This window comes from Streptomyces sp. NPDC027185, assembly GCF_055567035.1.
The window spans coordinates 666,725-680,833 of record NZ_JBVHRF010000001.1; the positions used below are offsets into that span (position 1 = coordinate 666,725).

Here is a 14,109-nt window from a genome sequence, read left to right on the forward strand (position 1 = left end):
TCTGGGGAATCTCACCCGGACGCCTGGGTCCGGTCAGGAGCTGGCCGGACCCAGGCTACGGTTCAGCGCGGGCCGTTGCGGCGCAGCCCATGGCCTGACGGGAATTCAGTAGGCCACGTCAACTGGCGCCGTCAACCCGCCTAGGAACAGAGAGGGCTATTGGCTGGTGAATTACACAGCGCCGCCGCAGGCAATTCATGAAGAGAGGAGCCTGCTAGTGAAACCCTTGCCGGTAAGAGACTTGTACGCGGCGTGCACGTCCTCCGGGACGTCCTGCTCAATGGCAAACCCGAGCGACGGATATTCGATTACCCGTTGCAAATCCCCAACAAGCATGTCAACCACGAGCTTTTCATCGCCGATGCTCTTAACGTATTTGTCGAACTCCAAGGGCTCCGAAGCACAGATCACCTGCACCTCGGGCCACACCTTGCGCACGGTGGCATACGAGCGCCGCTCCATGTACGGCTTCGAAACGATCATTACCGATTTCGGTGCAATGCCAGCAGCAACCAGAACTTCACGGGAGAACAAGATGTTCTGACCAGTGTTGCCGGCGTTGGGCTCCAGCAGGATCGCACTATCCGGAACACCGAGATCAAGAGCGTGTTCGCGGTAGTGGACGGCTTCACCACGCGGGAAACGGGCCGCCGTCGTGGGACTATTTCCGCCCGTGAATACCAGGGTGGGAAAAAGGCCAGCGTGGTACAGCTCAGCAGAGAAGGCCGCCACTCCAAGATCGTGGCTGCCCAGTCCGATGGCAACGTCAGCCTCGCGCACTTCATGGCGCATCTGGTGGAAATCCCAGATCAACTTCGCCTCACGCCACTGTTCCTCACTGATTTCTTGCTGGTTTTCCGTCACTCGCCTGTCTCCCTGATCACGGTCACAGGGGGCCTGCTGCCCCTTGGCTCGTCTTCCGGATGTCCTCGATGCTGCGGAGCTGATGGCTCAGCCGGAACTCGGCAGCCAACTTCTGAGCCTTATCGAGGATGTGGAGCCCATCATCCAGGGTCACAGGGTCGGATAGCAGGATGTGGCCATACGCGGTGTCCAGACGCACTCGCTGCATCGGGGAGTCAACCACCCCAGTACTACGGGCGACATCGATCAACCGGAGGGCGGAGTCCAGGTCGCCCGCGCCCCGACGAGCTAGGGCGAGCTTCTGATGTGCCACCGACCAGTCATCCGGCTCGGAAAGATCCTCGAACTCGCGGATTGCTCCCTGCATGACTCGGGCGGCGTAGTCGTGGTTACCGTCCTTACTCAAGGCGGTACCCACCCACAGACGTGCCCTTGCTCGATCACGGCGGGCGAGCCGATCATCAACGGCCAGTTCCTCGTACCGGTGCGCGGCCGCGTCCAGCTCCCCGACCATCTCAGCCACCACGGCCAGGGAGAGGTCAAGTTGGGCGACCCGACGGGGAATCTCCAGTTGCGCGAAGACCGAACGGGCCCCGGCAAAGGACCGGCTAGCGGACAGGGGGCCAAGGATCTCACCTTGATCACGCCGCAGGTCGCCTAGCAGCGTGGTTGATCGCGCGAGGAGATAGAGCCCCCGGTCGTCCAGGTCAGCGGGTTGAAAGCGAGCAGTCCAGTGGCGCAGAAGGTCGTCTGCGAAGTGGAACTTCTGGCGGGAGAGGGCGACAACAGCTCGATCGAGGTCATCGGCCCACTCTTCGTACTCCCACGCTCTCGGGCGAGGGATCGTGACGCGCCGCATCGCTGCTGCCGACCCTTGCCTCGTCTCCGAGAGGTAAGTCTCGAACCGCAGGTGAGCCGCCACGTCAGCCCGAGCGAGACAAGTGTCCAGATTGGCCTGGCTATCGGTGTTGGGCTTGGTCCCGGCCAGATGTTTCTCCCATTTCGAGACCGTGTTGACTGCCACGCCGAGGTGCTCGGCGAACCCTCTGACGCTCATACGGAGGGCATGCCGGAGAGCACGAGCCTCCAGGCCAGTCCATTCATGCACGGTCGCCATGCGTCGCTCCCTTCCGTGCGCCATGGAATCACGGTAGGTGCAGCTTGGAGGACAGGAGTGGAACACAAGTGGGACAGCCGTTGCTTCCCTGCTCTGCCTTTTCGCGGAAGTCTCGAACTACCAGCCTTCCGACGCATTGGACGGACCCGCACTCAGGGAGCCTCTCACCGAACAACGCGCAGTAACTGGTCCCGTCGTCTACGGCTTCCTGCGCCTGGTAGGAATGTCTTCAGCCCGGCAGCAGGCGCTGACCAGAGCTGTCGCCCAATATTGCAGCACCCACGAGTTGACGCTCGGTGGGGTGTTCACTGAACGCTGTTCGTCATCACCATCCGACTTCGCTGGGCTTCTGCAAGCTCTTAGAGTGCCCGGCGCATATGGGGTTGTTCTGCCCGCGCCGTCCCATCTGGGCTCCAAGGAGATAGCCCGAGACCGCGAACGGCGTCTCAACGTGGCAGGAGCCCGCGTGCTCTTGATGCGCGGCAATCAGCGGAATGAGCCCGCCCGCCCCTTCTCACCCGAGCCACCTGCTTCCGCTGCCCCCTCGAAAGGGGCCGCATCATGAACTCGGTGTTCCCGCCCGGAGCGGCAGGAGAAGTGCCTTGTCCTGCTTATAACGCCAGCAGGACAGATCGCTTCCTGCGGCTCATCAACAGGCTGCACGACGAGTACCTGGCCGAGTACGACGAAGACCTCAACCAGGTTCTCGGCGCGCCAGCTGGGCCGGAGGGCGTCGCCGGGAGTCGCCGGGCGCCGGGGCTGATACGCCGTCGCCCCGGGCGTCTTCCCGTACGGGACCTGGTCGTCCCTTCCGAGCTGCCGCTCCTCGCGGAGCGGTTGGACCGTCTGTTGGGGCAGCTCGTGAACATGGCCCGCGCCGCGTCCGTCCGCTGCTCGTCGCCCGAGTTCGGCGCGGCGATCGACCGTGCCGACCGGCTGCGCACCGGCCCTGCCGCAGCCGCCCGCGCGGATGCGGTGCATGTGCGTCGGATGGCGATGGCCGCCCAGGAGCTGATCGACCGGCTCGATCCGGGCGACACCGGGCCGTTGCCGACGTTCGAACCCCAGCTCCGAGATCGGGAGCTGTGGTGTGCGTGACCCCGCCGCCGTCCGCGTACTGGGCACACCTGGACCGCACCGACACGACCGGCGCGCCGGTCACCCTCGGCGCCGACGGGCCCGTGTCGCACAGCTTCGTCGCGGCGGGCCCCGAGGCAGCGATGGAGTGGCTGCGGGACTCGGTCCGTGACTGCCTCCTCGACCTCGACGTCCCCGGGTTCGGGGTCGCGTGGGCGTGGCTGGGCGATCACCGCGCCGCCCGCCGGGCCGCAGCCGGCCTCCGGCTGGGGAGTCCCGTGGTCTTCACCGTGACGACGCCGTCGGGCCGCTGGTCCTGGAGCGCCGCTCCCGTCAGGACCCTCCTGCCCCTGACCTGCCGATGCCCCGCACCCGCACCCCTACCGCGGCCACGTCTCGGCCGCGCCGAGGCCGCGCCCTCTCTCCTCCTCTTCCACCCGTGACCAACTGCACTGCTCTGAAAGGGCTTTGACCATGTCCGAAGACCGCGACGAGATTTACCCGCCCTTCACCGCGAAAGCCCTGATCGCCGGGCTGCGGGCCGCGGGCATCGATCCGCAGGAGGTATCCATCACCCCGTCCGGCGTCCTCACCGTGCGCCACCTCTCCGGCAGCCAGATCGAGGCGATCACGGAGCGCCTGCACCCCGACCTCCTCCCGGCCGTCACCGAGCTGCGTCAGGCGCTGGCGGCCCACGGCATCCGCGTGACACCCACCGCCGAGCACGGCCGGATCCTCCTGGGTTCCTACTCCATCCCGCAGGTCGACGCGCTGACCGCCGCCCTGGGCGGCACACCGCACCCCGACCTGTCCGGCGCCGAAACACCGGGCTGGGAGGGGAGTGAGACGGTCTGCCGCGCCCTCGAAGAAGCCAGTCAGGCCGCGATCGGGTACCGCCTCCACGGCGACCTCTACCCGTACTGCGTCGCATGCGACCGGGACGTCCGGCTCCAGTTCCTCCCGGTGCCTGCCGACATCACCCGTCAGCTCACCGACACCCTGAACCACCGCACGCCGCAGGACACCACCCGCCCCTGACCCTGCGTCGTACGGAGATTTCGATGTCGATTCAGTTGTCGGAGCCGGAGGTTCGAGCCGTCCTGGGGACCGCGCACGGTATGGCGGTCGAGGAGATCGCGACGATGACGCAGATGCGGGTCGAGTCGGTCCGGATCCTGCTGGCCACCGCCAAGACCCGGCTCGGCAACCGGGACCTGACGGACGCCGCGGCCGTGCAGCGCGCCTACATCACCGGCGTACTGCCCGCTCCGCCGCCGGAGCCGGCGTCGCGCCGGAGCGAAGTGCAGCTCTCCGTCTCGCAGATCGCGCTGATACGGCTGCTGTCCCAAGGCGCGACCGCCTGGGACATCTCCCTGCGCACCGCCAAGCCCATGACCACGGTCGAAGCCGACATCCGCACGGTGTGCGAGGCCACCGGCGCCACGACGACCGGGCACCTCATCACCCGCGCCCGCCAGCTCGGCGTCCCCTACCTCCGCCGTCCCTCCCGGCGCCCCGCCGCCCGCCGGCCGGGATGGCGGTCGTCGCATGACCACCACCGCTGAACGACCTCACGGAGACCTGGTGAACAACCGTCGCATCCCCTCCTCCCCACCCGCTCCCCCCGGACCGCAGCAGAAGATCATCTCGCCCGCCCCGCACCTCCTGCCGCCCGAGGTCCTGCTCCCGCCCCGCCGCCCGGCAACCGCCCTGTGCGCACGGTGCCAGGGCCTCCACCGCGACCGTGCCGCCGCCCTCGCCCGCGGCGACGCCTCCCGAGGGTCCGACCTCACCGTCGCGATCAACCGCTGCTGCCCCGCCCGCTAACTCCCGCACTTCAGGAGAAGACTTCGTGCCCGCCCCCGCCCCCGCGCCGTCCCTCGACTGCGCCCCGCCACCCGGCCGGATCGTCGCCACCGTCGCGCTCCGCAACCACCGCCGCGCATACGGGACACAGGCGGCTGCCGCCGAGGCAGCGCCATCCGTCCTCCACGCCGCAACCCTGACCCCGCTCCACCCCCGCAGCCGATCCCACGGGGCCCCGCCCTCGGGGCGGCGGCCGAGTGGTTCCTCGGTGTCCCGGCTGGAGCGGGCTCAGCACCCCCTGGAACCGCGCACTGTCAAACAGCTGCTGACGACGTACGGCGTCGCCCCGGACGAAGCCCGCGAGATCACCCACCTCGCCGGTGTCGAGAACGGCGGCGAGTGGAAGAACCGGCTGATCACCGACTTCGGCCCCAGGTGGCACCAGCGCCTGGCCTGGTGCGAACAGGCCGCCGCCCGCATCCGTACCTATGCCTCCTGGCTCCTGCCCGCCGCCGCCCGGACCTCTGCCTACGCCCAGCGGATCTCGATCGGGCCGAAGAGCATCGTCCGGGCGCCGCGCGGCCTTCCCCTCCACCAGGCCGACCGCCTCACCGCGCTGCTCGACCACCAGACCCTCACCCGCCCCCTCGGCACCGCGACGATCATGGCCGAGCAGATGAACCACCTGCTGCACCTGATCGACCACGGCGCCCAGCTGCACGTCCTGCCGCCCACCGGCCCACCCCTGTGGGAGTGGGGTGGCTCCAGCGAGCTGGCGATCTACGGCCAGCGGTTGTTCGTCAAGGAGCCCTACGGCGCCATCTACCACACCGGCGAAGCCGAAGGCGGACCGTTCGCCGAGGTCTTGGACGAGGCCCAGGGCGCAGCCCTCCCCGCAGGGGAGAGCCACCAGCTCATCACCGCGGCGGCGGACCGCTTCCGCAACGAAGCCGCCCGCGCCGACACCGGGGAGTTCGACGGGTACGGCGGACGCTGCCGATGACCGAGCCCTCCGAGCCCCGATGCTCCTGCGGCGAACCCGCTGCCGAGGACAACTACGTCGACTCCGCCTCCGGCCCGGTACGCGCTGTCTCCCGCTGCCGCCTGTGCCGCTACGCACCCGACGACGACGCCCCCTCCCCACAACTGCGGGCCATCGCCCACTGCGGCATCTCCACCTTCCGCAACCGGATCACCCACCAGTAACTCCCGGCCGAACACGACGAATTGCAGGAGAGACATGCCGACCACCACACCCGAGCTGCTGCGTGTGGGCACCTACAACATCCGCGACGGCGGCGCACCGGCGGACGCGGACTTCGAGCAGCAGCTCGCCCTCGTCGCCGGCCTCGACATCCTGGGCGTCCAGGAGGCCAAGGACTGGAACCGCGGGCGGGAACGCCGGCTGCGCCGAGCGGCCCGCGTCCTGGGGATGGAGCCGCTGCTCACGCGGTCGGCCAACCACGGCTGCCACCTCGTCCTGTTCGTGCGGGCACCCCGCGTCCAGGTGGTGGAGCACACCCCGGACATCGGCGGCGGCTTCCACCACGCCGCCAGCCGCACGTTGATCGAGGTCGACGGCCACCGCATCACCGTCCTGCACACCCACCTCAACCCGTTCAGCCCCGAAGCGCGGCTGGCCGAGGCCGGGTGGCTGACGGAGTACGCGGAAGAAGGCCGCCGCACCCTGCTCCTGGGCGACCTCAACACCATCGGACCGGACGACCCGGCCCCGACAACTGGTCCGACGTCCCCTGGCACCTGTACTCCCCGCACCGCGAGATCCGGCCCGACGGCACGTACGGCGAGGCGGACCGCCGCGCGATCCGCGCCCTGTCGGTAGCGGGATACACCGACCCGCACGCCCACCTCGGGACACCCACCGCACCGACCACCGGGTACTGGCCGGACGCCGAGGAATGGATGCGCCGCAGCGACTACGTCCTCCTCTCCGAAGCCCTCACCCCCGCCCTGACCAACTGGACCGTCATCGACACCACGATCGCCCGCGCATCGAGCGACCACCTCCTCGGCATCGCCACCCTCGACCTGCAAAACCTCCTCCCGTGACGGCGCCCCAGGCCCCCTACACGGGAATGTGGGCGCAGGAGGGGGACGTGACGCCGTCGGTCCTCCTGGGCCGGTGCCCGCGGGGCTACCCACGGCTGACCTTCCGGGGCGAGCTGCCCCGCGACCGCGACCGGCACGGCGTCCTGTGGCGTCGGCAGAAGACCGCCCCGGCCGCGGCTCCCAGGTCACCGGACGCATCCACTCCCACCGCCAACGCCGCGCGATCGGGGGCATGTTGTGCCCTTTCGACGCCGCCCCGGCCGTGGGCGGACACCTCCTCCGCGGCGGCCCGCCGCACGTCTCCGAGTCCGACCAGGCCCTGTTCCTCCTCAGCGGCGACATACGCGAAGGGCACACCACAGCCGTCCCGCCGGTGTGCTGGCGGTGCGCCCCACGACTTGCCGGAGCCCGGCACCGCCAGCGCCGTCCCTACACCGCCGTGCTGGTGTCCGAAGTACGGCCCTGGGGCGTCGCCGGCCACCTCTATGACCCGATGTCCGTACCCCACCGCCCCACGAACGACGGCCTCATCCCCGTCCACTACCGCAGCTCCCCGTCCCGCTGGGTCGTCGCCCACCAGGCCCTGGTGTCCCTGCACGGCATCACCCCGTGCGCCTCCGGCTCCGCCCACCGCCTGACCCTTGTCAACCGTCGAGAACGCCTACCGGAAAGTACTGACCGGCGACTGCGGGGCTGCGCCGGACTTCTCTCCTCCATCGGAGGCCCATGTCCATCGCCCGTTCGCCGCCGCTGAGTCCACCGCCCGTCAGGGCTCCCCTGGTGACGGCTCTGACCCTGCCGAAGTGTCTGCCGGCGCGCGGGTGCGTGACTAACGTCCTCACAAGTGCGTTGTCGAGCCGCGACGTACGCAGTTCATCTGTCCCGCCGATCGCAGAGGTGCACCATGCTCCACGTCATGACCACGGACCACCCGGCCTGGAACGAGGCGAGCGACGGAACGTACGTCCGGCTCGTGCGCGCCGGCGCCGCGGTGTGGCTGGCCACCTGGGGCACGGCGGGTCTGGACCTGCGGTGTGTCGACGGTCCCGAGGACCGTAAACCGGTCGTCGTCACCACGGACCCGGCCGACCTGCCCGACCATGTGCCCGCCGGCATCCGAGCCCCCCTGAGAGCTCTGGGGGTCACTCACCGGTTGGCGAACCCGTGGCTGTGGGACGCGCTGACCACGGCGATCCTGCGGAAGGTGATCCGCGCCGCCCAGGCCCGCGCGCTCTACCGGCGGTGGTGCCAGGCGTACGGAACTTCGCTGGAGAGCCCGTACGGAACGCTCACCTTCGCACCGGGCCCCGAGCGTGTTCTCGCCCTCGCCGACGGCGAGTTCGACGCGATCGGCGCCAAGTTCCACCGGCCCACGCTGCGGGCCGCTGCCGCCGCCTACCGGGAGCACGCGTCGACCTGGGCCATGCTGCCGCTGGACGCGCTCATCCCCGCTCTGCAAACCATCGCCGGCGTCGGCCCGTGGGTCGCCTCAGCTGCCGCCTCGGACTTCACCGGCGACTTCGCCCGCTACCCGCACGGCGACCTCGCGGTGCGGACGTGGGCCGCGGCCCTCGCTCCCGACCACGCCTGGCCCACGGCCGCGAAGGCGAAGGACGCGGAGAAGGCGTTCGAACGGCACTGGCTGCGGATGGCCGGAGCCGGCGACCGCCGGGCCCTGCACACCCTCACCCTGACCACTCTCACGTGGGGATCTCACGTCCGCCTCCCGCACCAGGAGTAGCGGCCCGCCCCGCGTTCTTCCCCTCCGGATACACCCTGCAACGTCCCTGACCTTGGAGGATCTGGTGGAACAACGCCTCGCACACACCCTCATCAGCGGCGCCGACCCGGCGCGTCACCTCGACGCGCTGTTCGTCAACGCCCCACTGCGCGACTACGAACAGCGCCCCCGCGTCAACGACTACACCCTGCCCGTACTCGGCATGGCGTACATCGCCACCTACGCCCAGCAGGCCGGATACAACGTCGGCATCCTGGACGCCGAAGCCCACGGCCTCGGTATCCGGACCACGGCGGCGATCATCAACACCGTACGGCCCCGGTGGGTCGGCATGAACCTTCTCGCCCCCACCTACGCGATGTCGGCACGGATCGCCGCCGCCCTGGACCCGCAGATCGCGCTGATGGTCGGCGGCCACCACGCCAAGGCCATGCCGGACCGCATCCTCGCCGACCCCCGCATGGCCAACGTCCGCGCCCTCATCCTCGGTGAGGCCGAGCCCCGCGTCGTCGCCCTGCTGGAGGACGAACGGCGCCGCGCCGAGTTACCCGGCGTCCTGTGGCGCGACCCGCTGCTGGGCACGCACGCCGCCGGCATCCCCCGGCAGGGCACCGCAGCCACGCTCCTCGCCCCCGACGTCAACACCCTGCCCCTGGTCAACCGGGCCTTCCTGCCCCAGGACCCGTACACCGCGCCGGACGGGCGGATCGAGGCGAACATCGTCGGCAGCCGCGGCTGCCCCTACAACTGCACCTTCTGCGGCGCCGCCGTCAGCGCCAACCCCGACGTGACGATCCGCGTACGGCACCCCGAGTCGATCATCGAAGAACTCCACGCCCTGCACGACGAACACGGGGCCACCGCGTTCCGCTTCGTCGACGACCTGTTCCTCGGCGCGGGCCGGGTGATCACCGAGCAGATGGCCGCCTTCACCCGGCACGGCATCGGCGACCGCTACGTCTGGGACGCCACGGGACGGATCAACGTCCTCGACCGCCTCACCGACAGCGAACTCGACCACCTCGTGGCCAACGGGCTGCGCGAAGTCGCCCTCGGCATCGAATCCGGCAGCGACCCGGTTCTCCGCGCGATGGACAAACGCATCACAGCCGAGATGACCGAGCGCGTCACCGGCCGCCTTCTCGCACACGGCATCGGCGTCAAGGGCTACTTCATCCTCGGCTTCCCCGGCGAAGGCCCCCGCGACATCGAGGCCACCGTCCGGCACATCCGCACCCTCTGGGCCCTCGCCGACCGGCACGCCGGGCACTTCCGCGCGAGCGTCTTCGAATTCCGCCCCTACCCCGGCACCCCGGTATGGAAGACGCTCACCGACGCCGGCCACGACCCGGACACACTGCTGAACTACGCCGACATCGACCTCACCGACGACGGTGCCGACGAAAGCATGCGCCAGCGCGACGAGTTCAACTTCAGCGTCGGCATCCAGTTCGGCGGCGTGCCCCTCGCACAGGTGCGGTCCACCCTGGCGGCACTCACCCGGGAACAGCACGAGCGGAACACCACGGGAGCCGCCGCATGACACCGGGAGTCTTCCTCACCATCGACGGCCCCAGCGGCGTCGGCAAATCCACCACGGTCCAGGCACTCACCGACACCCTGCGCCACCGCGGCCACCAGGTACACCCGACGACCGAACCGTCCTCCTCCCGGCTCGGAAGCTTCACCCGGGCCCAGGCCAACCATCTCCACGGCAGGGCCCTGGCCTGCCTCGTCGCAGCCGACCGCTTCCACCACCTCGACACCGAGATCACCCCCGCCCTCCACGCCGGACACACCGTGGTCTGCGACCGCTACCTCGCCTCCACCCTGGTCCTCCAGCAACTCGACGGCGTCCCCGAGCAGTACCTCCTCGACCTCAACCGCGGCATCCGGCTCCCCGACCTCGCCGTCATCCTCACCGCCCCGGCGGCGACCGTCGCCGCGCGCCTCGCCGACCGGGGCGCCCGGCACCGCTTCCACAACGACCCGGACGGGCCCGCCCGCGAAGTCGCCCTCTACACACAGGCGGTCACCACTCTGGGCCGCCTCGGCGTCCCCGTCCTGCGTATCGACACCCGCGCGCTCACCCCCTCGGAGGTCGCAGTCCGTATCGCCGGTGCTCTGCCCGAACCGCCTGTACCGTCAGGCCCCTGAACGCACCGACGACACCGCAGGAACCATGAGCCCCGAACCAGCGCAGCCCGTGATCGACACCCACGTCATCCTCCGCGACGGCGACAAGATCCTCTTCTCCCAGCGCGGCGGGCCCTACGGCCACGGCCGATGGCACCTGCCCTCGGGCAAGCTCGATCGGGGCGAGCCTCTGACCGCCGGCGCCGTCCGCGAACTGTTCGAGGAAACCGGGATCCACGTCGCCCCCGACGATCTGCGCCTCGTGCAGGTGGTGCACCACAAACAGAGCGCCGCCATCGAACGCATCGGCTTCTTCTTCGAGGCCACGACGTGGATCGGAGAACCCGTCAACCGCGAGCCCGAGAAGTGCATGAGCCTCGAATGGTTCTCCGTGCACGAGCTGCCCGACGACATCATCGAATATCCCAAGGAAGGCATCGACGGGTACCTCAGCGGCACGGCCCCCCTCACACACCACGGATGGGACAACGCCGCCTGACACCGGCCAGGCGCGGTGGTACGCACCCCGCACGTACCACCGCGCCCGCACGGCAGGGGCCCTCGCGTCCCGGATCGGCACTCGCTCATCCCGGCTGAAGCGTGCCGTGACCCGAGCCCAGCGCGGGGCCCGCCCTTCCACGGCGGCGGAGACCGAGCACGCCGTACTGGCCGTCTGCACCGCCGACCTCCGCCTCGGCGGTCAGCGTGCCTGCCTGCCCCGGTCGGTGGCCGCACTGCTGTACTGCCGCGCCCACGGCCACACCCCCGCTCTCGTCCTCGGCGTCAAGCCCGGCACCACCGAGGTCCACGCCTGGCTGGAGGCCGAAGGCCGACCCGCCGGGGAACCGAGCGACCCGACCCGCACCTACACCCCTGTCACCCGATACAACTGCCAGGAGCACACGCACCGATGACCACCACCCTCGACTGGGCCCCCCGGGCCCAAGCCCTCACCGCCGACCTGCGCGCGAAGAACGCCCTCCGCTCCGAGCCCGTGGCGGCGGCCATCGAAGCGGTGCCCCGGCATCTGTTCATCGCCGGGCACTACGCCACCGGCCGGCACACCCCGGTCGACCCCGCCCAGCCCACGGAAGACCTGCTCCGCCTCGCCTACGCCGACCGCGGCATCATGACCCACACCCCCGCCGACGACGCCGGCGGCTTCTCCAGCACCTCGCAACCCTCCATCGTCGCCAAGATGCTCGAAGCCGCCCACCTGCGCCCCGGCATGCGCGTCCTGGAAATCGGCGCGGGCACCGGATGGACCGCGGCACTGATCGCCCACCTCACCGGCGCAGACGTCCACACCGTCGAAGCTTTCCCCCTCGTCGCCACCGAAGCCCGCGAAGCCCTCGCCCGCACCGGCAACCGGCACGTCACCGTCCACACCGAGGACGGCTACCTCGGACACCCCGAAGACGGCCCGTACGACCTGATCCTGGTGACCTGCGGCATCGCCGGCATCCCCCCGCACTGGCTCGACCAGCTCGCCCCCAACGGCGCCGTCCTCGCCCCCGTCGCCCACGGCGGCCTCCACCCGCTGCTCCGCGTCACCCGCACCGATGAGGGCGCCGCCGCCGGGCAGCTCGTGACCAACGCCGACTTCATGAACGCCACCGGCCCCCTCTACGCCGGAGCCACCACCTCGCCCGCCACCCGCGGACACCGCTTCCCGGCGCCGGAGTCCTTCGCCATCCGGCCCTTCCCCCGGGAACTGGACCTCCGAGGCTCCTACACCGACCTGTGGATGCACCTGGCGGCCCGCGACGCACGCACCACCTGCGCGGGCGCCGAAGGCACCACCGACTACACCGGATGCGCCCTCGTCGACGGCAACACTGCGGTGTACGTCCGGCCCAACGGGCTCCACTCCACACTCGATGCCGAAGCCCAGCAACTCGCCGACCAAGCGGTGCAGTACGTCACGGAATGGAACGACGAGGGCCGCCCCGAGCTCACGGCCTGGTCCTGCTCACTCAGCCCCGCAGGGACGACCGAACACCCTCTCCTTTTCCCGGCCGGTTGGATCCGCAAGCACAACTAATCCGCAGCTCACACCCCGTGAACGAAGAGCCTTCCCTCAGCGCACAGTTACCGCCGGATGGAGTTCCTTTGCCGCGCCACCCCGTGAACGACGTGATGCTCATCCTGCACCGAGCCGACGGGGCCGTGTGTCTCGCAGAACGGCGAGGCACCGGCTATGCCGACGGCCTGCTCAACCTCCCCAGCGGAAAAGTCGAACCCGACGAAGACATCTACGACGCCGTCATCCGCGAAGCCCGCGAAGAGATCGGCATCGACCTCGACCGCGAGTCCCTGCGCATCGTCCACACCATGTACTTCCGCAACCCCGAAGGCGCCACCCGCATCGGCTGGTTCTTCACCGCCACCCACTGGAGTGGCACCCCCGTCAACGCCGAGCCCCACAAATGCGCGGGCCTCAGCTGGCACCAGCCCGACCACCTGCCACCCCACACCGTCCGGTACAACGCCCTCGGCATCGTCCACCACCTCAAAGGCGAACCGTTCTCCAGTCACTGGCACGACCGGTCCGACCACCACGCCTGGAGGTAGCCGCCGCACTCCCCGCACGGCCGTCCCGAGCGGCAGCACCGCCCGGGACGGCACCGTCGGCGGCGACCGGGTTCCGCTACGGCAGCATCCAGGCGTCCGGCCGCAGAGCTGCGGAGCCAGGAGCTGCCGGCCCGCGCGGCGGGCCGGCAGCTCCCACTACCTCAGGATGATTCAGCGGCCTACTTCCACCAGCCGCTCCAACTGCCGCCGATGGACCGCTGGTTATGCCACATTTCGCCGTCGGTGCCCCGGGCGCTGACGTCAAGGGCACGGGAGTCGGACTGGTACTTGCTGAGGTGGGGGGCGCTCGTGAACACGCCGCCCATCGTCTGCCAGCCGCCCCAGTTGCCGTTGCCGTCGGTCCATCGGGTGTACATCGCCGAGTTGGTGCTGATGGCGAACTCCTGGCGCACGCCGTCGTCGTACCTCCAGCCCGCCACGGGGAAGTCGCAGATGACGGGGAGCCCCGCCACATTGCAGCCGCTGGCCTGTGCCGGAGCCGCGGAAACGGCGATACCCGCTACTGCGACGGCGGCGAGTACTGCCGCCTGCACCTTCTTCAACATGATCGGCCTTTCGGTATGTGCCGGGGCCCCGGAGCATCGGGGCGGAAGACGGGCGAGGACATCCACGCCCACGCCGCCACTCTCCCGCCCGGAGCTGGCGCATCTCTCACGTTCCGCTGACGCCCTTCTTGCCCGACCACTGCCTGTCCTGTCGCACA

The 14,109-nt window shown here is 69.8% G+C and carries 20 protein-coding genes; 17 read left to right on the plus strand and 3 right to left on the minus strand.

The window, feature by feature from the left end:
• Positions 1-195: 195 nt before the first annotated feature.
• Together ACZ4M8_RS02830 and ACZ4M8_RS02835 are read right to left on the minus strand one after the other, a co-directional pair.
• A complete protein-coding gene (locus tag ACZ4M8_RS02830) occupies positions 196-864 on the minus strand; it encodes a YdcF family protein (RefSeq protein ID WP_467602816.1) in 669 nt (222 codons plus the stop codon).
• Between the two features lie 22 nt (positions 865-886).
• Positions 887-1,981 carry a helix-turn-helix domain-containing protein gene (locus tag ACZ4M8_RS02835; RefSeq protein WP_467602818.1) on the minus strand — a complete coding sequence of 365 codons (1,095 nt, stop codon included), beginning with the start codon at positions 1,979-1,981 and terminating at the stop codon, positions 887-889.
• 561 nt (positions 1,982-2,542) lie between these two features.
• Here ACZ4M8_RS02835 and ACZ4M8_RS02840 point away from each other — a divergent pair.
• The 17 genes from ACZ4M8_RS02840 to ACZ4M8_RS02920 all read left to right on the plus strand — a co-directional run bounded on the left by ACZ4M8_RS02840 (position 2,543) and on the right by ACZ4M8_RS02920 (position 13,385).
• The gene (locus ACZ4M8_RS02840) at positions 2,543-3,079 is read left to right on the plus strand and encodes a DUF6415 family natural product biosynthesis protein (RefSeq protein WP_467602820.1); all 537 of its coding nucleotides are present in this window, start codon (positions 2,543-2,545) and stop codon (positions 3,077-3,079) included.
• On the plus strand, positions 3,076-3,501 hold the full coding sequence (locus tag ACZ4M8_RS02845; protein ID WP_467602822.1) for a hypothetical protein: 426 nt from the start codon (positions 3,076-3,078) through the stop codon (positions 3,499-3,501). The genes ACZ4M8_RS02840 and ACZ4M8_RS02845 overlap by 4 nt, the downstream gene beginning before the upstream one ends.
• Positions 3,502-3,532: 31 nt before the next feature.
• Positions 3,533-4,096 (plus strand): hypothetical protein, encoded by a 564-nt coding sequence (locus ACZ4M8_RS02850; RefSeq protein ID WP_467602824.1) that lies wholly within the window; start codon positions 3,533-3,535, stop codon positions 4,094-4,096.
• Positions 4,097-4,119: 23 nt separating this feature from the next.
• Complete coding sequence (locus ACZ4M8_RS02855) at positions 4,120-4,623, plus strand: hypothetical protein (RefSeq protein WP_467602826.1); 504 nt, start codon at positions 4,120-4,122, stop codon at positions 4,621-4,623.
• 19 nt (positions 4,624-4,642) lie between these two features.
• Positions 4,643-4,885, plus strand: a complete 243-nt coding sequence (locus ACZ4M8_RS02860; protein WP_467602828.1) for a hypothetical protein — start codon at positions 4,643-4,645, stop codon at positions 4,883-4,885.
• Between the two features lie 25 nt (positions 4,886-4,910).
• The gene (locus ACZ4M8_RS02865) at positions 4,911-5,867 is read left to right on the plus strand and encodes a Scr1 family TA system antitoxin-like transcriptional regulator (RefSeq protein WP_467602830.1); all 957 of its coding nucleotides are present in this window, start codon (positions 4,911-4,913) and stop codon (positions 5,865-5,867) included.
• On the plus strand, positions 5,864-6,070 hold the full coding sequence (locus ACZ4M8_RS02870) for a hypothetical protein (RefSeq protein WP_467602831.1): 207 nt from the start codon (positions 5,864-5,866) through the stop codon (positions 6,068-6,070). Before ACZ4M8_RS02865 ends, ACZ4M8_RS02870 begins: the two co-directional genes overlap by 4 nt.
• Before the next feature lie 34 nt (positions 6,071-6,104).
• On the plus strand, positions 6,105-6,707 hold the full coding sequence (locus ACZ4M8_RS02875) for an endonuclease/exonuclease/phosphatase family protein (RefSeq protein ID WP_467602833.1): 603 nt from the start codon (positions 6,105-6,107) through the stop codon (positions 6,705-6,707).
• Between the two features lie 80 nt (positions 6,708-6,787).
• Positions 6,788-6,934 (plus strand): hypothetical protein, encoded by a 147-nt coding sequence (locus ACZ4M8_RS02880; RefSeq protein WP_467602835.1) that lies wholly within the window; start codon positions 6,788-6,790, stop codon positions 6,932-6,934.
• A 232-nt stretch (positions 6,935-7,166) separates the two neighbouring features.
• On the plus strand, positions 7,167-7,688 hold the full coding sequence (locus ACZ4M8_RS02885) for a hypothetical protein (protein WP_467602836.1): 522 nt from the start codon (positions 7,167-7,169) through the stop codon (positions 7,686-7,688).
• Positions 7,689-7,850: 162 nt separating this feature from the next.
• Complete coding sequence (locus ACZ4M8_RS02890; protein ID WP_467602838.1) at positions 7,851-8,675, plus strand: DNA glycosylase family protein; 825 nt, start codon at positions 7,851-7,853, stop codon at positions 8,673-8,675.
• Between the two features lie 64 nt (positions 8,676-8,739).
• Positions 8,740-10,218 (plus strand): B12-binding domain-containing radical SAM protein, encoded by a 1,479-nt coding sequence (locus ACZ4M8_RS02895; protein WP_467602840.1) that lies wholly within the window; start codon positions 8,740-8,742, stop codon positions 10,216-10,218.
• Positions 10,215-10,832 carry a dTMP kinase gene (gene tmk, locus ACZ4M8_RS02900; protein WP_467602841.1) on the plus strand — a complete coding sequence of 206 codons (618 nt, stop codon included), beginning with the start codon at positions 10,215-10,217 and terminating at the stop codon, positions 10,830-10,832. Before ACZ4M8_RS02895 ends, tmk begins: the two co-directional genes overlap by 4 nt.
• A 25-nt stretch (positions 10,833-10,857) precedes the next feature.
• Positions 10,858-11,310 carry an NUDIX hydrolase gene (locus ACZ4M8_RS02905; protein ID WP_467602843.1) on the plus strand — a complete coding sequence of 151 codons (453 nt, stop codon included), beginning with the start codon at positions 10,858-10,860 and terminating at the stop codon, positions 11,308-11,310.
• Positions 11,234-11,725 carry a lasso peptide biosynthesis B2 protein gene (locus ACZ4M8_RS02910; RefSeq protein ID WP_467603450.1) on the plus strand — a complete coding sequence of 164 codons (492 nt, stop codon included), beginning with the start codon at positions 11,234-11,236 and terminating at the stop codon, positions 11,723-11,725. The genes ACZ4M8_RS02905 and ACZ4M8_RS02910 overlap by 77 nt, the downstream gene beginning before the upstream one ends.
• Positions 11,722-12,855 (plus strand): protein-L-isoaspartate O-methyltransferase family protein, encoded by a 1,134-nt coding sequence (locus ACZ4M8_RS02915; protein WP_467602845.1) that lies wholly within the window; start codon positions 11,722-11,724, stop codon positions 12,853-12,855. Before ACZ4M8_RS02910 ends, ACZ4M8_RS02915 begins: the two co-directional genes overlap by 4 nt.
• A 68-nt stretch (positions 12,856-12,923) precedes the next feature.
• Entirely contained in the window at positions 12,924-13,385 is a 462-nt protein-coding gene (locus ACZ4M8_RS02920; protein WP_467602846.1) for an NUDIX hydrolase, read from the plus strand.
• Between the two features lie 179 nt (positions 13,386-13,564).
• Here ACZ4M8_RS02920 and ACZ4M8_RS02925 read toward each other — a convergent pair whose 3' ends face one another.
• Positions 13,565-13,951, minus strand: coding sequence for a DUF8189 domain-containing protein (locus tag ACZ4M8_RS02925; protein WP_467602848.1), 387 nt, complete (start codon positions 13,949-13,951; stop codon positions 13,565-13,567).
• Between the last annotated feature and the right edge of the window lie 158 nt (positions 13,952-14,109).

What these genes read in the sequence shown, in the direction of transcription:
- ACZ4M8_RS02870 (WP_467602831.1), top strand. Translation starts at nt 5,864, where the DNA reads ATGACCGAGCCCTCCGAGCCCCGATGCTCCTGCGGCGAACCCGCTGCC.
- tmk (WP_467602841.1), top strand. Translation starts at nt 10,215, where the DNA reads ATGACACCGGGAGTCTTCCTCACCATCGACGGCCCCAGCGGCGTCGGC.
- ACZ4M8_RS02925 (WP_467602848.1), bottom strand. Translation starts at nt 13,951, where the DNA reads ATGTTGAAGAAGGTGCAGGCGGCAGTACTCGCCGCCGTCGCAGTAGCG.
- ACZ4M8_RS02880 (WP_467602835.1), top strand. Translation starts at nt 6,788, where the DNA reads ATGCGCCGCAGCGACTACGTCCTCCTCTCCGAAGCCCTCACCCCCGCC.
- ACZ4M8_RS02875 (WP_467602833.1), top strand. Translation starts at nt 6,105, where the DNA reads ATGCCGACCACCACACCCGAGCTGCTGCGTGTGGGCACCTACAACATC.
- ACZ4M8_RS02835 (WP_467602818.1), bottom strand. Translation starts at nt 1,981, where the DNA reads ATGGCGACCGTGCATGAATGGACTGGCCTGGAGGCTCGTGCTCTCCGG.
- ACZ4M8_RS02915 (WP_467602845.1), top strand. Translation starts at nt 11,722, where the DNA reads ATGACCACCACCCTCGACTGGGCCCCCCGGGCCCAAGCCCTCACCGCC.
- ACZ4M8_RS02855 (WP_467602826.1), top strand. Translation starts at nt 4,120, where the DNA reads ATGTCGATTCAGTTGTCGGAGCCGGAGGTTCGAGCCGTCCTGGGGACC.
- ACZ4M8_RS02905 (WP_467602843.1), top strand. Translation starts at nt 10,858, where the DNA reads ATGAGCCCCGAACCAGCGCAGCCCGTGATCGACACCCACGTCATCCTC.
- ACZ4M8_RS02890 (WP_467602838.1), top strand. Translation starts at nt 7,851, where the DNA reads ATGACCACGGACCACCCGGCCTGGAACGAGGCGAGCGACGGAACGTAC.
- ACZ4M8_RS02885 (WP_467602836.1), top strand. Translation starts at nt 7,167, where the DNA reads ATGTTGTGCCCTTTCGACGCCGCCCCGGCCGTGGGCGGACACCTCCTC.
- ACZ4M8_RS02850 (WP_467602824.1), top strand. Translation starts at nt 3,533, where the DNA reads ATGTCCGAAGACCGCGACGAGATTTACCCGCCCTTCACCGCGAAAGCC.
- ACZ4M8_RS02840 (WP_467602820.1), top strand. Translation starts at nt 2,543, where the DNA reads ATGAACTCGGTGTTCCCGCCCGGAGCGGCAGGAGAAGTGCCTTGTCCT.